17 protein-coding genes and 1 rRNA gene are annotated in these 16,851 nt (G+C 72.4%); all 18 read right to left on the bottom strand.

Going from position 1 to position 16,851, the window contains the following annotated elements:
* Nucleotides 1-118, bottom strand: a 16S ribosomal RNA gene (locus M8316_RS04410); the annotation flags it as partial.
* Nucleotides 119-591: 473 nt separating this feature from the next.
* Nucleotides 592-1,377 carry an ethanolamine ammonia-lyase subunit EutC gene (eutC, locus tag M8316_RS04405; protein WP_250052339.1) on the bottom strand — a complete coding sequence of 262 codons (786 nt, stop codon included), beginning with the start codon at nt 1,375-1,377 and terminating at the stop codon, nt 592-594.
* On the bottom strand, nt 1,374-2,783 hold the full coding sequence (locus M8316_RS04400) for an ethanolamine ammonia-lyase subunit EutB (protein WP_250052337.1): 1,410 nt from the start codon (nt 2,781-2,783) through the stop codon (nt 1,374-1,376). The genes eutC and M8316_RS04400 overlap by 4 nt, the downstream gene beginning before the upstream one ends.
* 111 nt (nt 2,784-2,894) lie before the next feature.
* On the bottom strand, nt 2,895-3,560 hold the full coding sequence (locus M8316_RS04395) for a helix-turn-helix domain-containing protein (protein ID WP_250052336.1): 666 nt from the start codon (nt 3,558-3,560) through the stop codon (nt 2,895-2,897).
* A 132-nt stretch (nt 3,561-3,692) separates the two neighbouring features.
* Complete coding sequence (locus M8316_RS04390) at nt 3,693-4,895, bottom strand: NAD(P)/FAD-dependent oxidoreductase (protein ID WP_250052334.1); 1,203 nt, start codon at nt 4,893-4,895, stop codon at nt 3,693-3,695.
* 1 nt (nt 4,896) lies between these two features.
* Nucleotides 4,897-6,237 (bottom strand): FMN-binding glutamate synthase family protein, encoded by a 1,341-nt coding sequence (locus tag M8316_RS04385; protein WP_250052332.1) that lies wholly within the window; start codon nt 6,235-6,237, stop codon nt 4,897-4,899.
* 21 nt (nt 6,238-6,258) lie between these two features.
* On the bottom strand, nt 6,259-6,972 hold the full coding sequence (locus tag M8316_RS04380; RefSeq protein ID WP_250052330.1) for a hypothetical protein: 714 nt from the start codon (nt 6,970-6,972) through the stop codon (nt 6,259-6,261).
* The gene (locus M8316_RS04375) at nt 6,960-7,856 is read right to left on the bottom strand and encodes a class II glutamine amidotransferase domain-containing protein (RefSeq protein ID WP_250052328.1); all 897 of its coding nucleotides are present in this window, start codon (nt 7,854-7,856) and stop codon (nt 6,960-6,962) included. The genes M8316_RS04380 and M8316_RS04375 overlap by 13 nt, the downstream gene beginning before the upstream one ends.
* Before the next feature lie 51 nt (nt 7,857-7,907).
* Complete coding sequence (gene glnT, locus M8316_RS04370; RefSeq protein WP_250052325.1) at nt 7,908-9,266, bottom strand: type III glutamate--ammonia ligase; 1,359 nt, start codon at nt 9,264-9,266, stop codon at nt 7,908-7,910.
* A gap of 179 nt (nt 9,267-9,445) precedes the next feature.
* Nucleotides 9,446-9,658 carry a hypothetical protein gene (locus M8316_RS04365; RefSeq protein ID WP_250052323.1) on the bottom strand — a complete coding sequence of 71 codons (213 nt, stop codon included), beginning with the start codon at nt 9,656-9,658 and terminating at the stop codon, nt 9,446-9,448.
* A gap of 5 nt (nt 9,659-9,663) precedes the next feature.
* On the bottom strand, nt 9,664-10,932 hold the full coding sequence (locus M8316_RS04360) for an ammonium transporter (protein ID WP_250052322.1): 1,269 nt from the start codon (nt 10,930-10,932) through the stop codon (nt 9,664-9,666).
* A 218-nt stretch (nt 10,933-11,150) separates the two neighbouring features.
* Entirely contained in the window at nt 11,151-12,206 is a 1,056-nt protein-coding gene (locus tag M8316_RS04355) for a heme-dependent oxidative N-demethylase family protein (protein WP_250052320.1), read from the bottom strand.
* Entirely contained in the window at nt 12,203-13,189 is a 987-nt protein-coding gene (locus M8316_RS04350; RefSeq protein ID WP_250052318.1) for a PDR/VanB family oxidoreductase, read from the bottom strand. Before M8316_RS04350 ends, M8316_RS04355 begins: the two co-directional genes overlap by 4 nt.
* Nucleotides 13,186-13,746, bottom strand: a complete 561-nt coding sequence (locus tag M8316_RS20980; RefSeq protein WP_250052317.1) for a dimethylamine monooxygenase subunit DmmA family protein — start codon at nt 13,744-13,746, stop codon at nt 13,186-13,188. Before M8316_RS20980 ends, M8316_RS04350 begins: the two co-directional genes overlap by 4 nt.
* Nucleotides 13,743-14,813 carry a heme-dependent oxidative N-demethylase family protein gene (locus tag M8316_RS04340; RefSeq protein ID WP_250052316.1) on the bottom strand — a complete coding sequence of 357 codons (1,071 nt, stop codon included), beginning with the start codon at nt 14,811-14,813 and terminating at the stop codon, nt 13,743-13,745. Before M8316_RS04340 ends, M8316_RS20980 begins: the two co-directional genes overlap by 4 nt.
* Nucleotides 14,813-15,838, bottom strand: coding sequence for a PDR/VanB family oxidoreductase (locus M8316_RS20975; protein ID WP_250052315.1), 1,026 nt, complete (start codon nt 15,836-15,838; stop codon nt 14,813-14,815). The genes M8316_RS04340 and M8316_RS20975 overlap by 1 nt, the downstream gene beginning before the upstream one ends.
* Nucleotides 15,835-16,419 carry a dimethylamine monooxygenase subunit DmmA family protein gene (locus tag M8316_RS04330; RefSeq protein WP_250052314.1) on the bottom strand — a complete coding sequence of 195 codons (585 nt, stop codon included), beginning with the start codon at nt 16,417-16,419 and terminating at the stop codon, nt 15,835-15,837. Before M8316_RS04330 ends, M8316_RS20975 begins: the two co-directional genes overlap by 4 nt.
* 31 nt (nt 16,420-16,450) lie before the next feature.
* The gene (locus M8316_RS04325) at nt 16,451-16,843 is read right to left on the bottom strand and encodes a cupin domain-containing protein (RefSeq protein ID WP_250052313.1); all 393 of its coding nucleotides are present in this window, start codon (nt 16,841-16,843) and stop codon (nt 16,451-16,453) included.
* Between the last annotated feature and the right edge of the window lie 8 nt (nt 16,844-16,851).

The raw sequence follows: 16,851 nt of genomic DNA, 5'->3' as shown, positions 1-16,851 counted from the left end.
CTCACGTGTTACTCACCCGTTCGCCGCTCGAGTACCCCGAAAGGCCTTTCCGCTCGACTTGCATGTGTTAAGCACGCCGCCAGCGTTCGTCCTGAGCCAGGATCAAACTCTCCATCGAAAACCCACACACAGTGTGAGATGATGCAAAATCAATCACTGACAGAAAGAACCTGACAAACTTGTCAGAATCATCGTCAAAGAAACCCACCCACCAACACAACCAGACCAAAACCCAGCCATGCCGACGAGAGGGGCATAAACAAACTAATTCGTCGACTATCAATGACACACTGTTGAGTTCTCAAGAATCACACGCACCCGGCGCATCGCGTCTCCGCTCCGCTGCCGAGGCAACCTGCAGAAACTTACGGATTCGTTTTCCGAGTGTCAACTCGGCGCGTTTCCCGCTCGTTCCTGCTGCCGGACATGACGAACCGCTTCGTTCGAGGCTGGGCCTCCGAGGCGGCTCACCGGGCGTCCGGCGGCGAGAGGGAACATTACAGACCAGGGTGCACGACGACGAATCGGCGCGCACGTGTCAGCGAAGACGCAGGTCAGCGGCCTGCGAGCGGCTCGAGCGTCGGCGACGGCTCAGAGGAGTGCCGCGTCCGCCTCAGCCTGGCCGGAGTCCACGGCCTCGGCCACGTCCTTCAGACGGACGCCGGACTCCCCCAGCTGCCGGGCACCGAGCACCAGGGCCGTGAGCACCTGGGCCGCCCGCTCGTAGGTGAGTCCGTCGGGCGGGTGCACGTTGGAGATGCAGTTGCGCTCGGAGTCGCGGCGACCCACGCGCGGGTGGTGGGTCAGGTACAGGCCCAGGGAGTCGGCCACGCTCAGACCGGGGCGCTCCCCGATGACGACGACCACCGCGGTGGCGCCGAGCCGCTGGCCGACGTGGTCCCCGATGCCGACTCGGGCCTGGTCGGCGAGGACCACCGGCCCCACCGACAGCCCGGCCCCGTGCAGCGCGTCGACGAGCGCCGCGGTGAGCGCCACGCCGTGCTGGTCCTGGGCCCGCGCCGACAGCCCGTCCGCCAGGACGAGCACCACGTCGTGAGTGCCGGCCTCCGGTGCGGGCAGGTGCTCGAGCGTCTCCGGTCGACGGCCCAGGTCGGGACGACGCAGGTACTCCGCCCGGTCCGCCGCCGCGCTGTGGACGTGCAGAACCTCGAGACCGCGAGCGCCGAGACCGGCCTCGATCGCCTCCGCGTCCCAGGGCAGGTGCACCGCGTCACGCGCCACCGCGTGGGCTCCGCGCAGGGCGAGCACCTCGTTGGTGGGCAGCGCGTCGCCGGCCCGACCGAGGCCGATGCGGGACCGCGTCGCGGTGCGCAGCGGCGACCAGAAGTCACCGGCCACCGGCGTCTCCCCGCTCATCGACCGGCCACCAGGGCACGCAGCTGGCTCGACCCGGCGTCCAGCCGCGGCACGCGGCCGTCGTCCATGAGGCCCACGCGCTCGAGCCAGGCCTCGAACTCCGGGGCCGGCCGCAGGCCGAGGGTCTGGCGCACCTGGAGCACGTCGTGGAAGGAGAGGCTCTGGTAGCCGAGCATGAGGTCGTCGGCGCCCGGGACCGTGATCACGAAGCCGACGCCTGCGGCCGCCAGGAGCGTGAGCAGGGTGCTCATGTCGTCCGCGTCGGCCTCGGCGTGGTTGGTGTAGCAGACGTCGACGCCCATGGGCAGGCCGAGCAGGCTGCCGCAGGCGTTGTCCTCGAGCCCGGCCCGGATGATCTGCTTGCCGTCGTAGAGGTACTCCGGGCCGATGAAGCCGACGACCGTGTTGACCAGCAGCGGGTCGAACGCGCGGGCCACCGCGTAGGCGCGGACCTCCAGTGTCTGCTGGTCCACGGGACGCCCGTCCACCCCGAGGTGGGCGTCCGCGGAGAGCGCCGAGCCCTGCCCGGTCTCGAAGTACATGCACTGGGTGCCGACAGTGCCGCGGTCGAGCGCGAGGGCCGCTTGGTGCGCCTCGCCCAGCACCGCGAGGTCGACGCCGAAGCCCTTGTTCGCGGCCTCGGTGCCGGCGACCGACTGGAAGACCAGGTCGACCGGGGCGCCCTTCTCCATCAGCTCGATGGTGGTGGTGACGTGGGCCAGCACGCAGGACTGCGTCGGGATGTCGTAGCGCAGGCGGACGTCGTCGAGCAGGTGCAGCAGGTCGGCGGCGGCGCGCGGGGAGTCGGTGGCGGGGTTGATCCCGATGACGGCGTCGCCCGCACCGAGCAGCAGGCCGTCGAGCGTGGCCGCGGCGACACCGCGGGGGTCGTCGGTCGGGTGGTTCGGCTGCAGCCGCGTCGCCAGCCGGCCCGGCAGCCCGACGGTCGAGCGGAACGCCGCCGTCACGTCGGTGGCGCGCGCGAGGGAGACCAGGTCACCGTTGCTCATCAGCTTGCTCACCGCGGCGACCATCTCGGGGGTGAGCCCCGGGGCGAGCGCGGAGAGCCGCCGGCCGGCGTCGGGCAGGGCCGCCACCTCCAGCAGGTGGTCCCGCAGACCGCCGACGGTGAGGTGGGCGACCGGCGCGAACGCCTGCGCGTCGTGGGTGTCGAGGATGAGGCGGGTCACCTCGTCCGTCTCGTACGGAACCACCGGGGTGCTGAGGAAGGTCGTCAGGTCGATGTCGGCCAGGACCCCCTGCGCGGCCGCGCGCTCGGCGTCCGTCTCGGCGGCGCAGCCCGCCAGCTCGTCGCCCGAGCGGCGGGGGCTGGCCTTGGCCAGGACGTCGACGAGGTGGCCGAACCGGTAGGACCGGCCCGCCACCAGCGCGTGGTACGAGGTCACGATGTCGAGGCTAGCCCGCGGGGGTCACAGGCATGTTTCACGAGCGGTGACGTCGTCCACTCCGCCGACCTTCTCGGACCGCTCCAGGCCGAAGGCGGAGGCGGACGGGGCTCAGACGGCGCTGTCGGGGAACGCGATCACCGACAGGAAGCGGATCGGCAGCTCCACCAGCTCGACCGGGCCGTGGGCGCCCTCCCCGTCCAGCTGGAGCGAGTCGCCGGGGCTCATCCGGTAGACCGAGCGGCCGTGGGCGTAGTCCATGACGCCGTCGAGCATGTAGAGGAACTCGGTGCCGGGGTGCTGGAACATCGGGAAGGTCCCCGAGCTCGCGGTCAGGGTGACCAGCAGCGACTCCAGCCGCTTGTGCTCGCCACGCAGGGAGCCGACCAGCTCGTAGAGGTGGCCCTCCTTCGAGCCCGCTCGCACGATGCTGGCCCCCGTGCCGGAGGCGACGTAGGACGCCGGGCGCTCGGACTCGGCCCCGCGCAGGAGAGAGGTGACCGGGACGTCGAGGCCCACCGCGAGCCGGGAGAGCGTCGCGAGGCTGCAGGCCGTCTGGGCGTTCTCGATCTTCGACAGCATCGCCTTGGAGATGCCGACGCGCTCGGCGGTCTCCCCCACCGACAGGCCCGTCTGCTGGCGCAGGACGCGCACGTTGCGCGCGATGGCCTCGACCAGCTCGAGCTCGTCGAGCGGGGCGGCGGGGTCACGGTCCCGAGCCGTGCCGGCCCGGTTCCGCAGCAGGTCGGACTCCGGCTGCTTCCCCTCGGTGGCCATGGGTGAAGCATAGGAGACACCGGGTCGTGGCCGGCCCGGGCGGGGCCCACCCGCGGACGCGGCGCGCCGCCGCACCGGACGGTCCGTACCGTCCGGTGCGGCCGCCCCGCCTCGTCCGTCGTGGCGCACGTCTCAGCGCATCTCCCCCGCACCCTTGTACGGGTACGGGCTGCGCAGCAGGTCGCCCTCGGCGAACCGGCTGAAGCGGAAGTCGGTCTCGGGGATGCGCGGGTCGGAGCTGACGCCGTCGACGACCAGGTCGGCCACCAGCCGACCCACGGCCGGGGAGATCTTGAACCCGTGCCCGGAGAAGCCGGCGGCGACGACGAGCCCGTCCTGCGGCATCCGCGAGATGACCGGGTTCCAGTCGGGCGTGACGTCGTAGCAGCCGGCGTAGCCGCCGGCGATGGAGGCGTCCTCCAGCCCCGGGAACCGGGTGCCGATCTTCTCCACCGCCACGTCGAGGATCTCCTCGGTCGGGCGGTTGGAGTAGTCGTCGGGATCGGCGTCGGCGAGCTCGGCCAGGTCGGAGTTGCCGAAGAGGATGTCCCCGCCGACCTCCGGCCGGACGTACTGGAGCGAGACCAGGTCGGAGAAGACCGGGACGGGCCCGAGGTCGAGGCCCGGGCTGACCATGACGATCTCCTCGCGGTGCACGCGGAGCGGCAGGTCGATGCCGAGCGGCGCGAGGAACGGGCGGGACCAGACGCCGGTGGCCACGACCACGGTGCCGGCGGCGACCCGGGTGCCGTCCGTCGTGACGACGCCGGTGACCCGGTCCCCGTCGGTGACCAGCCCGGCCACCTCGACGCCCTGCTTGACCACGGCTCCGTGCGAGCGCGCGGCGGCCGCGAAGGCCTGCGCGGTCTGGTAGGCGTCGCCGTACCCGCCGCGCTTCTCGTGGCCGAACGCGGCGAAGGGCTCGAGGTCGGCGTGCGGCCACATCGCGGCCACCTCGCCGACGCCGATCTCGACGGTGTCGACGCCGACCGCCTGCTGGGCCGCGAGGCTGGCGCGCAGGGCGTCGACGTTGGGCTCGCCGACACCCACGACGTAGCCGGTCTGGCGGAACCCGATGTCGACGCCGAAGACCTCCTCGGCCTGCTCGAGCACCGTGAGGCTGTCGGCGGCCATCGCCGCGAGGGAGGAGACGCCGTAGTGGCACCGGACGATGCCGGAGGACTTGCCGGTCATGCCGGAGCCGACGGTGCCCTTCTCCAGCACCAGGACGTCGACGCCGCGCAGCGCCAGCTGCCAGGCCGCCGAGCAGCCCTCGAGGCCACCGCCGACGATGACGACCTCGGCGGAGGCGGGGAGCTCCGGGGACGCGGCCACCTCAGTACCCCGTCACGGGTGCGCCGGGGATCCACTCGGTGCCGGCGAGCGGCACGCGCGCCATGGCGGCCGACTCGACCGTGAGGGCCACGAGGTCCTCCGGCTCCAGGTGGGTGACGTGCGCCTTGCCGCAGGCGCGAGCGATGGTCTGCGCCTCCAGCGTCAGGACGCGCAGGTAGTTGGCCAGGCGCCGGCCGCCCTCGACCGGGTCGAGGTTCTTCTCCAGCTCGGGGTCCTGGGTGTTGATGCCGGCCGGGTCGCGGCCGTCCTGGAAGTCGTCGTAGAAGCCGGCGGCCGAGCCGATCTTGGCGTACTCGGCCTCGTGCTTGGGCGAGTTGTCGCCGAGCGCGATCAGCGCCGCGGTGCCGATCGCCACGGCGTCCGCGCCGAGGGCCAGGGCCTTGGCGACGTCGGCGCCCGTGCGGATGCCGCCGGAGACGATCAGCTGGACGCCGTCGGGGCGGCGGTGCACGCCGAGCTCCTGCAGCGCGCGGACGGCGGGGGCGATCGCGGCCAACGTCGGGATGCCGACGTGCTCGATGAACACCTCCTGCGTGGCGGCCGTGCCGCCCTGCATGCCGTCGAGGACGACCACGTCCGCGCCGGAGTGCACCGCGAGCTTCACGTCGTAGTAGGGCCGCGAGGCGCCGACCTTGACGTAGATCGGCTTCTCCCAGTCGGTGATCTCGCGCAGCTCGTTGATCTTGATGGCGAGGTCGTCGGGGCCCGTCCAGTCGGGGTGCCGGCACGCCGAGCGCTGGTCGATGCCCGGCGGCAGGGTGCGCATCCCGGCGACGCGGTCGGAGATCTTCTGGCCCAGCAGCATGCCGCCGCCACCGGGCTTCGCGCCCTGGCCGAGCACGACCTCGATCGCGTCGGCCTTGCGCAGGTCGTCGGGGTTCATGCCGTAGCGCGAGGGCAGGTACTGGTAGACGAGGTGCTTGGACTGGCCGCGCTCCTCGGGGGTCATGCCGCCGTCGCCGGTCGTCGTGGACGTGCCGACCTCGGAAGCGCCGCGGCCCAGGGCGTCCTTGGCGTGGCCCGAGAGGGCGCCGAAGGACATGCCGGCGATGGTGACGGGGATGTCGAGGTGCAGCGGGTACTTGGCGTTGCGGGCGCCGAGGACGACGTCGGTGCCGCAGCTCTCGCGGTAGCCCTCGAGCGGGTAGCGGCTCATCGAGGCGCCGAGGAAGAGCAGGTCGTCGAAGTGCGGCAGCGCGCGCTTGGCGCCCCACCCGCGGATGTCGTAGAGGCCGGTCTCGGCAGCGTTGTCGATGGCGGCGATGGCGGCGCGGTCGAAGGTGGCCGACTCGCGCAGGGCCCAGCTGCTGGGGGTGCTCATGGTGGGTGTCTCCTGCCCGGCTCAGTACGCCGAGACGTTGTCGGAGTGGAAGTGGTAGAGGCTGCGCGCCGATCCGTAGCGGGTGTAGGTGGCCGGGTCGTCGTCGTAGCCGGCGGCCTTGAGCAGGCCCGTGAGCTCCTCGAGGTGCTCGGGCCCCATCTCCTTGGCGACGCAGTCGGCGCCGAGGCTCGCGACCTCGCCGCGCACGTAGATCCGGGTCTCGTAGAGCGAGTCGCCGAGGCCGTGGCCGGCGTTGCCGCGCACGACGAGCCGACCGGCCTGCGCCATGAAGGCGCTGTTGTGGCCGACGTTGCCGCCGACGACGACGTCCGCGCCCTTGAGGCTGATGGCGCAGCGCGCGGAGGCGTCCCCGTGGACGACGAGGAGGCCGCCGTGCGCCGTGGCCGCGGCCGACTGCGAGGCGTTGCCGGTGACGACGACCGAGCCGCTCATCATGTTCTCGGCGACGCCGGTGCCGGCGTTGCCCTCGATGACGACCTCGGCCTGCTGGTTCATGCCGGCCGCGTAGTAGCCGACGTGGCCGGCGACGGTGACCTTGACCGGGGCGTTCAGACCGCAGGCGACGTTGTGCGCGCCGGAGGGGCCGGTGATGACGAAGTCACCGGAGAGGCCCGGGGCGTGCAGGGCGGCGTTCACCTCGCGCAGCGGGGTCTCCCCCAGGTCGTAGGTGGTGCTGGTGGTGGTGCTGGTGCTGGTGCTGGTCAGCGTGTCCATGCGTAGACGACCTCCGGCTCGGGCTCCCAGATGCGGGCGTTCTCGACCCCGGGCAGGTCGGCGAGCGCCCGGTACTCGCTGGCCATGGCGACCCAGTCGTCGGTCTCGGCGATGACGGCCGGCTTGCAGGCGATCGCGTCGCGCAGCACCGCGAAGGAGTCGCGGTTGCTGACCAGCAGCGTGTAGAAGCCGTCCAGCGTGGTGCACAGCTCCTTGAGGGCGGTCTCCACGTCGCGGCCCTCGGCCAGCTGGTGGGCGACGAAGCGTGCGCCGACCTCGGTGTCGTTCTGGCTGTCGAACCTCACGCCGTTGCGCACCAGCTCGCGGCGCACGGTGGCGTGGTTGGAGAACGAGCCGTTGTGGACCATGCACTGGCCCGGCCCGACGGCGTAGGGGTGCGCGCCGGACGCGTCGACGGCCGACTCGGTGGCCATCCGCGTGTGGCCGACGCCCTGCCAGCCCTGCGCCTTCGCCAGGTCCCAGCCGTCGGCCAGGGCACGGGGGTGACCGACGCCCTTGAGGACGGCGAGGTCGGCGCCGAACCCGGCGACCAGCGCGTCGGGGGCGGCGGCGCGGCACGCGGTGAGGAGGGCGTCCTCGTCGGCCTCGGCGGAGACCAGCAGCGTCTCGCCGACGGCGAGGACGTCGGCGGGGCCGCCGAGCGCGGCGGCGACCGCGTCACCGAGGGTCGCGGCGTCCGTGCCGGTCTCCAGCAGGGAGACGGTGGTGCGGCCGGGCGGCGACATCCGCGGGTCGCCGTAGACGGCGACGCCGGCGGAGTCGGCGCCCCGGTCCTGCATCTCGCACAGCATGGTGGTGAGCAGCTCGCCGAGGCGGGGCTGCAGCTCGGGGTTGCGCAGGTGCAACCCGACGATGCCGCACATGCGCGGCTCCTCTCGTCCGGGGGTCCGGGTCGTGGGTGGTGGGTGGGCCGCTCAGTAGGCGGTGAGGTAGCGGGCCGTCTCCCAGGGGCTGACCTGGGAGTGCCACGCGAAGAACTCCTCGCGCTTGGCCTCGGCGAAGTAGGCGGCGACGGCGTGGCCCTCGCCGTGGAGGACGGCGGCGGAGTCGAGCGCGCCGGAGACGACCGGGTCGGCGTCGAGGGCGTCCACGGCGTGCAGCAGGGTGCGGGGCAGCGCGTCGCGCTGAGCGCCGTTGTCGCCGCCGACGGTGCCCGGGTCGAGCGACTTCTCGATGCCGTCGAGGCCGGCGCCCAGGGCGGCGGCGATCGCGAGGTAGGGGTTGGCCGAGCCGTCCCCGCCGCGCAGCTCGACGCGGTTGCCCTCGGGCACGCGGACGAAGTGGGTGCGGTCGTTGCCGCCGTAGGTGGGGAACCGCGGGGCCCAGGAGGCGCCCGAGGTGGTGGAGACGGCGCCGGTGCGCTTGTAGGAGTTCACGCTGGGGCCGAGCACCGCCTGCAGCGCCGAGGCGTGCTCGAGGATGCCGGCGGTGAAGGAGTAGGCCAGGTCGGAGAGACCGAGGCCGCGCGCGTCGTCGTCGGAGCTGAACGCCGCCTCGCCGTCCTTCCACAGCGAGAGGTGCAGGTGCAGGCCCGACCCGGTGCGGTCGGCGAACGGCTTGGGCATGAAGGTCGCGACCATGTCGCGCTCCTCGGCCAGCATGGTGATGAGGTAGCGCAGCGTGACCACGCGGTCGGCGGTGGTCAGCGCGTCGGCGTAGGCGAAGTTCTGCTCGAACTGGCCGTTGCCGTCCTCGTGGTCGTTGGCGTAGTTCTCCCAGCCCAGCGTGTTCATCGCCCGGGAGACCGCCGCGAGGTGGTCGTACATCCGGGTGACGCCGCGGGCGTCGTAGCAGGGGCGGGCGGCGTTGTCGCCGGGGTCCGCGGTCACCAGGCCGCCGTCCTCGGTGCGCTTGAGCAGGAAGTACTCGACCTCGGCACCGACGAAGGCGTCCAGGCCCTGGGTGCTGCCGAGCTTCTCCAGCATCGACTTGAGGATCACGCGCGGGGCGAAGGGCCACGGCTTGCCCTCCACGTGCGGGTCGCAGTGGACGATCGCCAGCCCCTCCTTCACGAAGGGGATCGGGGTGAAGGAGGAGACGTCCGGGATCGCCATGAGGTCGGGGTCCTTGGGCTCCTGGCCCATGGAGCCCACGGCGTAGCCGGCGAAGCCGACGCCCTCGGTGGCCAGCGCGTCCACGGCCTCGACCGGGACGAGCTTCGCGCACGGCTTGCCGTCCAGGTCGACGAAGAGCGCGAGGACGAACGTGGTGCCGGTCTGCTCGCAGAGCGTCGCGAGGTCCGTGGTCGCCGTGGGCAGCTCGGTCGAGGTCATGCCATCTCCTGGTGTGTCTACTTTGGTGAATCACCGTCTACGGATAGTAGACATGGTGGATGTGTCGGGCGCGTTAAAGCACGGTTCCGATTGCTGCTCCGCCGAGGGGCGGGAAATGCCGCACCGCCCCCTCCCGGGGCGGGAGGAGGCGGTGCGGGTGGAGCAGGTGGTGCCGCGGGTCAGTACGCGCGGGGCTCGCCCTCGACGGCGGGACCCTTCTCCACGGGCTCGTGCTTGAGCATGGAGATGTAGGCGTGCTTCTCGTGGTTGATCATCACGACGAGGAAGCCCACGAAGAGGGCGACCGCGACGATGGTGAAGATGACGGGCCAGGCGGTGCCGGCCCCGGTGAAGACGGCAGCCGTGCCGCCCCAGGAGTCGATCGGGCTCATGCTTCTCAGACCTCCGCGTCGGACTTGAGGGTGGTGACCGGGATGCCCTCGGGGTAGGGGGTGGCCGGGACCTCGGAGAGGTCGAGGCCGGCGAGCTCGACCTCGGCCGGGATGCGCAGCATCTTGGCCTTCTTGAGGGCGAGCGAGATCAGGTAGCCGGGGATGAAGCCGAGGGCGGTGAGGACGAGCATGCCGCCGATCTGGCCCAGCGGGTTGATGGCGGGCATGCCCTCGAGGTTCGGGTAGCCCCAGAGGACGAAGCCGGAGACGACGAGGCCGTAGACCGCGCAGCCGCCGTGCACGGAGACCGCGCCCACCACGTCGTCGATGCCGAACTTCTCGATGAGCTTGCCGATCGAGGGAACGATCAGGCCGCCGACGACGGCGATGATGAAGGCCAGGGCCGGGTGGTAGAGGTCCATGCCCGGAGCCACCGAGATGACGCCGGCCAGGCCGCCGGAGATCGTCCAGAACGGCTCGCCCTTCGAGGAGACGTAGGCGCCCAGGATGCCGCCGGCCAGGCCCATCAGCGTGCTGAAGGCGATGGCGGAGAGGTTGGTCTCGTTGCCGAAGATCGAGAAGTAGCCCGTGTTGGTGTACACGACGCAGCCCATGAGGAAGCCGAAGAAGCCGACGAAGATCAGCATCAGGCCGAGCATGGTCAGCGGCAGGTTGTGCGGCGGGATGGTGATCGCCTTGCCGTCGATGAAGCGACCGGCGCGGGGGCCGAGGTTGATCAGCACGCCCAGGGTGAACGCACCCGCGATGAGGTGGACGCAGCCCGCGGCACCGAAGTCGTGCCAGCCCCACTCGGTGAGCAGCCAGCCCGAGCCGTGCCAGGCCCAGGCGGCACCGATGATCCAGACGACCGAGCCGAGCACCGTGGTCAGGATGAGGAACGAGCTCGTGCGGATGCGCTCGAGCACCGCGCCGGACATGATCGAGCCGGTGGTGGCGGCGAAGAGCGCGAAGGCGCCCCAGAAGATGCCGGTGACCGAGGTGGAGTTCGGGCCCATGTCGTCGCTCCAGGGGAGCGCAGCCGTGGCGGAGTCGATCGCACCGACGGGGAACGCGTAGAACGCGTTGTAGAACCACCAGCCGAAGAAGAAGAACGTCGCGATGACCACGGAGAAGGTCAGGAGGTTCTTCATCGCCGCGGCGAGCACGTTCTTGGAGCGCGAGGCGCCGACCTCGTAGGCGAGGAAGCCGGCGTGGATGCAGATCATCAGGGCGATCGACACCCAGTAGAAGAGGTCGGTGATGACCGCTTCCATGCTTGCGAGTGTGTCCTCGGGGGTCACAGGTCCTCCTGCAAAGGGGTAGTACGAGAGTGAACGTAGTCTCGTGGGGGGAAACCCTGGCTGGGTTGCCGCGGACGAACAGGTCTGTGACGACTGCGTGTCCGTGGCACCCCCCGCGTGACGGCGCCGTTGCCGTGACGTCGAGGTGACAGGGCGGTCGTGACGACCGCCCGGAGGAGTGCGGGGCGGGCTCAGCCGGCGGCGCGCAACCACGCCACGGCGCGGTCGCGGTACTTGGCGATGCCCTTGTAGTCGGCCATGTCCTGGGGCAGCTCCTCGAGGACGTCGGCGGCGCGGGTGCGCCAGTGCTCGACGCGCGCCACCTCCTCCAGCGGGAGCATGTAGCTGCGGATCAGGAACATGACGGCGCCGGACTCGGGCAGCCGGATGAGGTGCTGCACCTCGGTGCGCAGGTGCACCAGTGCCCCGAAGGCGGTGTCGTCGAGCAGCTGGATGCTCTCCCGGTCCGGGCCCCACTGGTCGTAGAGCTCGGTGGAGACGTCCAGGCGTCGACCGATCGTGAGCGTCCAGTTCGTGCGTCGGTAGACCTCGCCCGGGTGGAGCCGGGTGAGGAAGGCCTGGGCGCGGGTGATGACGCCCTCGGCGTGCAGCCGCGGGACGGGGCCGTGGATCTCGAGGAAGCTCATGCCGACGTCGAACCCGAACGACCAGTCGGCGGCGAAGGTGACGACGCCGGCATCGCCGAACAGCTCGCCCTCGCGCTGGTCGAGCAGCACCACGTCCTCCTGGACCTGCTGGCCGATCCAGGCCAGCGGCTCTGCGGGGAGGGTCGACTCCAGCCCGTAGGTGAACGTGGTGTCGATGCCGAGCACGTCGTTGCGCCACCGGTAGCGCGGCCGGCTGCCGGTCTCGAGCAGCGTGAGCTCCATCGTGGCGGGGTTGGCGGCCGCCAGCTCGCGCATGAGGCAGAGCATCGCGTCCCAGCAGGCGACCCGCATGTGCGGCAGGACGGCGTAGCGCGACGGGTCCCGCTCCAGGATCTCGGCCCGCTCGGCCAGCTCGGCGGCGTACTCCACGTCCACGTCGACCACGCAGTCGCCCCACTGCCCCGCCGGCGTGACGACCGCGCTGCCGGCCGGCTCCACGTTGGTGGAGTAGCGGTAGGTCGGGTTCGGGAACGGGAAGGGGAAGCCCGCGACCAGCGCCGCCCGGCGCTCGGGATCGGCGGTGGTGAGGTCGAGGCCGTCGGTGGTCAGACCGGTGCGGGGCAGGCTGGTGGTGGTCACAGGGTCACCTCGAGGTGGGCGGGTCGGTCGTCGGTGGGCAGGGCGCGCGAGACGCAGGCCATGAGGCAGTCGTTCGCGGCCTTGTCCTCGTCGGTGAGGTAGAGGTCGCGGTGCAGGACGGGGGTGGACCCGGCCGCCACGGGCACCCGGCACTCGCCGCACACGCCCTGGCGGCACAGGTTCGGCACCTCGTGCCCGGCCTCCTCGAGCGCCTCGAGCAGGCTGACGCCGGAGGGCACCTCGATCTCCTCGCCGGCGACGGCGACGGTGAACGGCTCGCCCGGGTCGAGGTCGGCGGCGCCGAACGCCTCCGCGTGCACGCGCTCGGCGGGCCAGCCCGCGGCGGCGGCCTCGAGGTGGACGAGGTCCATGAACCCCGTCGGCCCGCAGGTGTAGAGGTGGGTGCCGAGCGGCTGGTCGCGCAGGCGCTCGGCGAGCAGCGCGGCGAAGGTCGCGCGGTCGTGGACGACGGTGGCGGCGCCGCCGGTCAGTGCGACGACCTCGTCCACGTGGGCGCCCTCCCCCTCGCGACAGACGTGGAGGAGCTCGACGTCGGCGTTCCAGCGCACGTGGCTGCGCAGGTGGGAGAGCAGCGGCGTGATCCCGATGCCCGCGCCCACGAGCAGGTGCTTGGTGGCGTGCCGGACGGGGGCGAACAGGTTGCGCGGCGGCAGCGCCTCGACCTTGTCGCCGACCGCCAGCGAGTGCACCCAGGCCGAACCACCGGCAGCACCGGTCTCGGGGTCGCAGCGCAGCACCGAGATGCGGTACTCGGTCGGCTCGACCGTCTCGCCGGTCAGCGAGTAGGCGTTGGCCAGGGCCCGCTCGCGGCCGTCGCCGACGGGCACGTCGAGCACCAGGTGCGAGCCGGGGGCGTAGGAGGGCAGGGAGCCGCCGTCGATCGGGGCGAGGACGACCTCGCGGATCGAGGGGGTCAGCGCGGTGAGACCAGTGACGACCAGGGCGATGCGCTCGGCGCTCATGCGCGCACCTCCTGGTCGGGCAGGGTCTCCGCGTCCACCTGGAAGCCGAGGTGCGCTCCGGTGCGGCGCGAGACGTGCGGGTAGACGACGAGGTCCTTGCGGCAGGACGGGCAGGTGACGACGTCCTCGAGGCCGGCCTCGGCGATCGTGGTGGCCGAGCAGTGCACGCACCACACGGCGCGGGTGGCGACCGAGGTGACGCCGACGGTGAGCTCGGAGTCCAGCAGCGACGAGCCGAGCGCGGCGGCGCGGACGGCGAGGCAGTCGGTGGCCGAGCCGGCGACGAGGACGCGGTGGCCGACCCGGGCACCCGCGAGGTCGGTCCGCAGCGCGGCGATCGCGCCGGCGACGTCCTCGCTGGTGTGGACCCGGACCGGGGCGCCGACGGGCAGGGTGGGCAGCCAGGCGTCGACGATCGCGGCCGCGCCGGTGGCGTCGCTGCCCGTGCCGACCGCCAGCACCGTGAAGGCGGTGCCGGTGGCGTCCGGGGACTCGACCACGGGCTCGCGCGTCCACGGCGGGACGGAGGTGTAGTGCGGTGGGGCGGGGGTGCTCACGCGAGCTCCTTCTCCGAGGCGGTGCGGTCCGGGTCGGTGCGGTCGGGCGCGGTGAGCCAGGCCATCGCCGGCTCCCGGTAGTCGAGGAACCCCTTGTAGGCGGCGAGGTCCTCGGGCAGCTCCAGGACGACCTGCGCGAGCTGGCGGCGCCAGGCGGGGATCTGCCGGATCTCCTCGAGCGAGGTCATGTGGGTGCGGATGTTGAAGGTGACGGCACCCGTCATGGGCAGGCGGATGAAGTGCTCGACCTCGATCCGCAGCTGCAGTCGGGCCCAGTCCTCGTCGCGCACCAGCGCGGGGATGTCGGTGCCCCACTCCGGCAGCTCCTCGAGGCTGACGTCGAGCTTGCGCGAGCCGGACGCCGACAGCGTCCAGTTCACGCGGCGGTAGACCTGGTCCGCGGGCAGCCGGCGCAGGAACTGCTCGGCGCGGGAGGTGACGCCCTCGCGGGTCAGCCGGGGCACCGGGTTGTGGATCTCGGTCATCGTCATGCCGACGTCGAAGGAGACCGACCAGGCGGCCGCGAACGTCACCAGCCCGGCGTCGAAGCACAGGTGCCCGTCGCGCTCCTTGACGAGCAGCAGGTCGTCGGGGATCTCGCGACCGAGGAACGTCATCGGGTCGTACGGCAGCGTGCTCGCGTCGCCGACGACGAAGCGCTGGTCGGTGCCGAGCGCGTGGTTGCGCCAGTGGAAGACGTCGCCGTGCTCGCTCAGCTCCATCACGTGCGGGTAGGAGATCGCCAGGTCGCGCAGGTAGTAGACGAGCAGGTCCCAGCACGCCGGCCCCATGCCGGGCATGAGGCGGACGCGGTGCGGGTCGGCGTCCAGGATGCGCCGGCGGTCGGCCATGATCGCGCCGTACTCCTCGCCACCGAGGTCGACGATGGTGCCGCCCCAGCTGCCGGCGGCGGTCTGCCGCACGAGCCGGGCGGGCTCCACGTTGACGGAGTACCGGAAGGCCTCGAGGTCGTCGGGGAACGGCCAGGGCAGCCGCGCGGTGTGCCCGCGGACGGGGAACGCCGCCGGGGTCTCGGGGGCCAGCGGGTTCTCGGGAGCCAGCGTCATCAGACCTCCACCTCGATCACGCCGCCCTCGCAGGCGGCCTGGGACACGCACGAGAGCAGCACGTCGCCGGCCTCGCGCTCGGCGTCGGAGAGGACGAGGTCGCGGTGCTCGACCTCGCCGGACCGGACGGGCACCAGGCACTCGCCGCACACGCCCTGACGGCAGAGGTTGGCCACCGGACGACCGGCCGCGAGCAGCGCCTCCAGCAGGCTGGTGCCGGGCGGGACCTCGAGGCTCGTGCCGTCGGCCAGCACCGCCGAGAACGGGACGCCCGGGTCCAGCTCGGGCGCCGCGAACCGCTCCAGGTGCACGCGGGACGCCGGCCAGCAGGCCCGCTCGGCGGCGGCCTCGTAGGCCTCGAGGAACGACGGCGGACCGCAGGCGTACGCGTGCGTGCCGAGCGGCTGGTCGGCGAGGCGCTCGGCCAGCAGGGCGGCCGTGGCCTCGCGGCCGACGGCCTCGCGCAGCGTGATGCCCGGCTGCTCGGCCAGCGCGCGCAGCTCCTCGAGGTGGGCACCGCGGCCGGGTCGGTAGGAGTACAGGATCTCCGCGGAGCCGCCCCACCGGGCGACGGCGCGGGCGTGGGAGAGCACCGGGGTGACCCCGATGCCCGCTGCCACCAGCAGCGTGTGCCGCTGGTCGTGACGCGGGGCGAAGGAGGAGCGCGGCCCCTCGACCTCGACCAGGTCGCCGACGGCCAGCGCGTGCACGCGGGCGGAGCCGCCCGCGCCGCCGTCCTCGGGACGCTGGAGCAGCACCGAGATCTCGTAGGTGCGCGGCACGACCCCGTCGCCGGTGAGCGAGTAGGCGTTGCGCTGCTTCTCGCCGGCCGCGTCCGTGCCGACGGTGAGCACCAGGTGCGCGCCCGGCTCGTACGGCGTCAGCGGGACGCCGGCGGGGTCGACGAGCGTCACGTGCACCACGTCCTCGGCGACCGGCGCCACGGCCGCGACGCGCAGCGCGCGGGCCGCCGTGCGGTAGCCCGGGTGCAGGTGCGCCGGGTAGCGCTCGAGCGTGGCGCTCACGCCAGGTCCCGGGCACGCGCGTCGGAGGCGAGGAAGGCGCCGAGGGCCGCGGAGTGGTGCGGGTGCACCTCGAGGTGGCGCGCGCAGCCGGGGCAGGTGACCTCGCCGCCGGGCTCGACGACCATCCGGCGGGTCGCGCGGCAGTGCGCGCAGAAGACCGGCAACGGGCCGGTGCCGTCGTAGGCGTCCACCGCGAAGCAGCGCAGCTCGTCGGGGCCGGCCCCGGCGGCGCGGGCCGCGGACAGCGTCACGAGGACGTCGTGGCGGTCACCGACCACGAGGACGCGGGCACCGGTGCGGAGCGAGGAGAGGGCCTCGTCCAGCACCTCGCGGCCGGCGACGGGGCCCTGGGGCAGCGCGAGCACGCGGACGGGGGCGGCGGCCGTGGCCTGCGCGGCCCAGCCGGCGGCCCCGTCCGCGGCGCGCGGGTCGCTGCCACAGGCCACCACCAGGTGCACGGTCGCGCGGGCGTCCAGCGGCTCCGGCTCCCGCAGCCAGCGGGGCACGCCGAGCGGCGGCTCGGCCACGGGGGCGGCCTCGGCGCCGGCCTCGATGACCGGGGCGTCGTCCACGAGCGTCATGGTCGGCTCCTGACCTGGTCGGGGGTTCAGGTCAGAGCAGGGTGGAGTCGCGGTCGCCGACGTAGAAGGCGAGCGCGTAGGACGGCGTGGAGAAGGCGATCCTGGAGCCCTTGGGGAAGAAGATGGCGTCGCGGGCCTTGGCCACCATCTCCTGGCCGGTGTCGACGTTGCGCAGGAGGAACTCGCCCTCGACGACGATCTTCATCTCGTCGTAGCCGTAGTCGTAGACCAGCGGCTCGTCGGTGTGGTGCAGCTCGAAGTAGCCGCTGCACATGCGGCTGCCCTCGGGGTTCTCGTAGACGTCCCCGATGTAGCCCTTGTTGTCCGGGTGCTCCTCCATGAAGGGCAGGCCCTTCCAGGCGTCGGTGGTGACGCGGAACGGGGTGGTGCCGGTGCTCGCCTCGGTGGTGGCCTCGGTGGTCATGACTGGCT

It is taken from the genome of Nocardioides bruguierae, from assembly GCF_023554635.1.
In the GTDB taxonomy this organism is placed as follows: Bacteria; Actinomycetota; Actinomycetes; order Propionibacteriales; family Nocardioidaceae; genus Nocardioides; species Nocardioides bruguierae.
The sequence above is the reverse complement of the archived record's forward strand: the minus strand, read 5'-3'. Positions and strand labels throughout refer to the sequence as shown.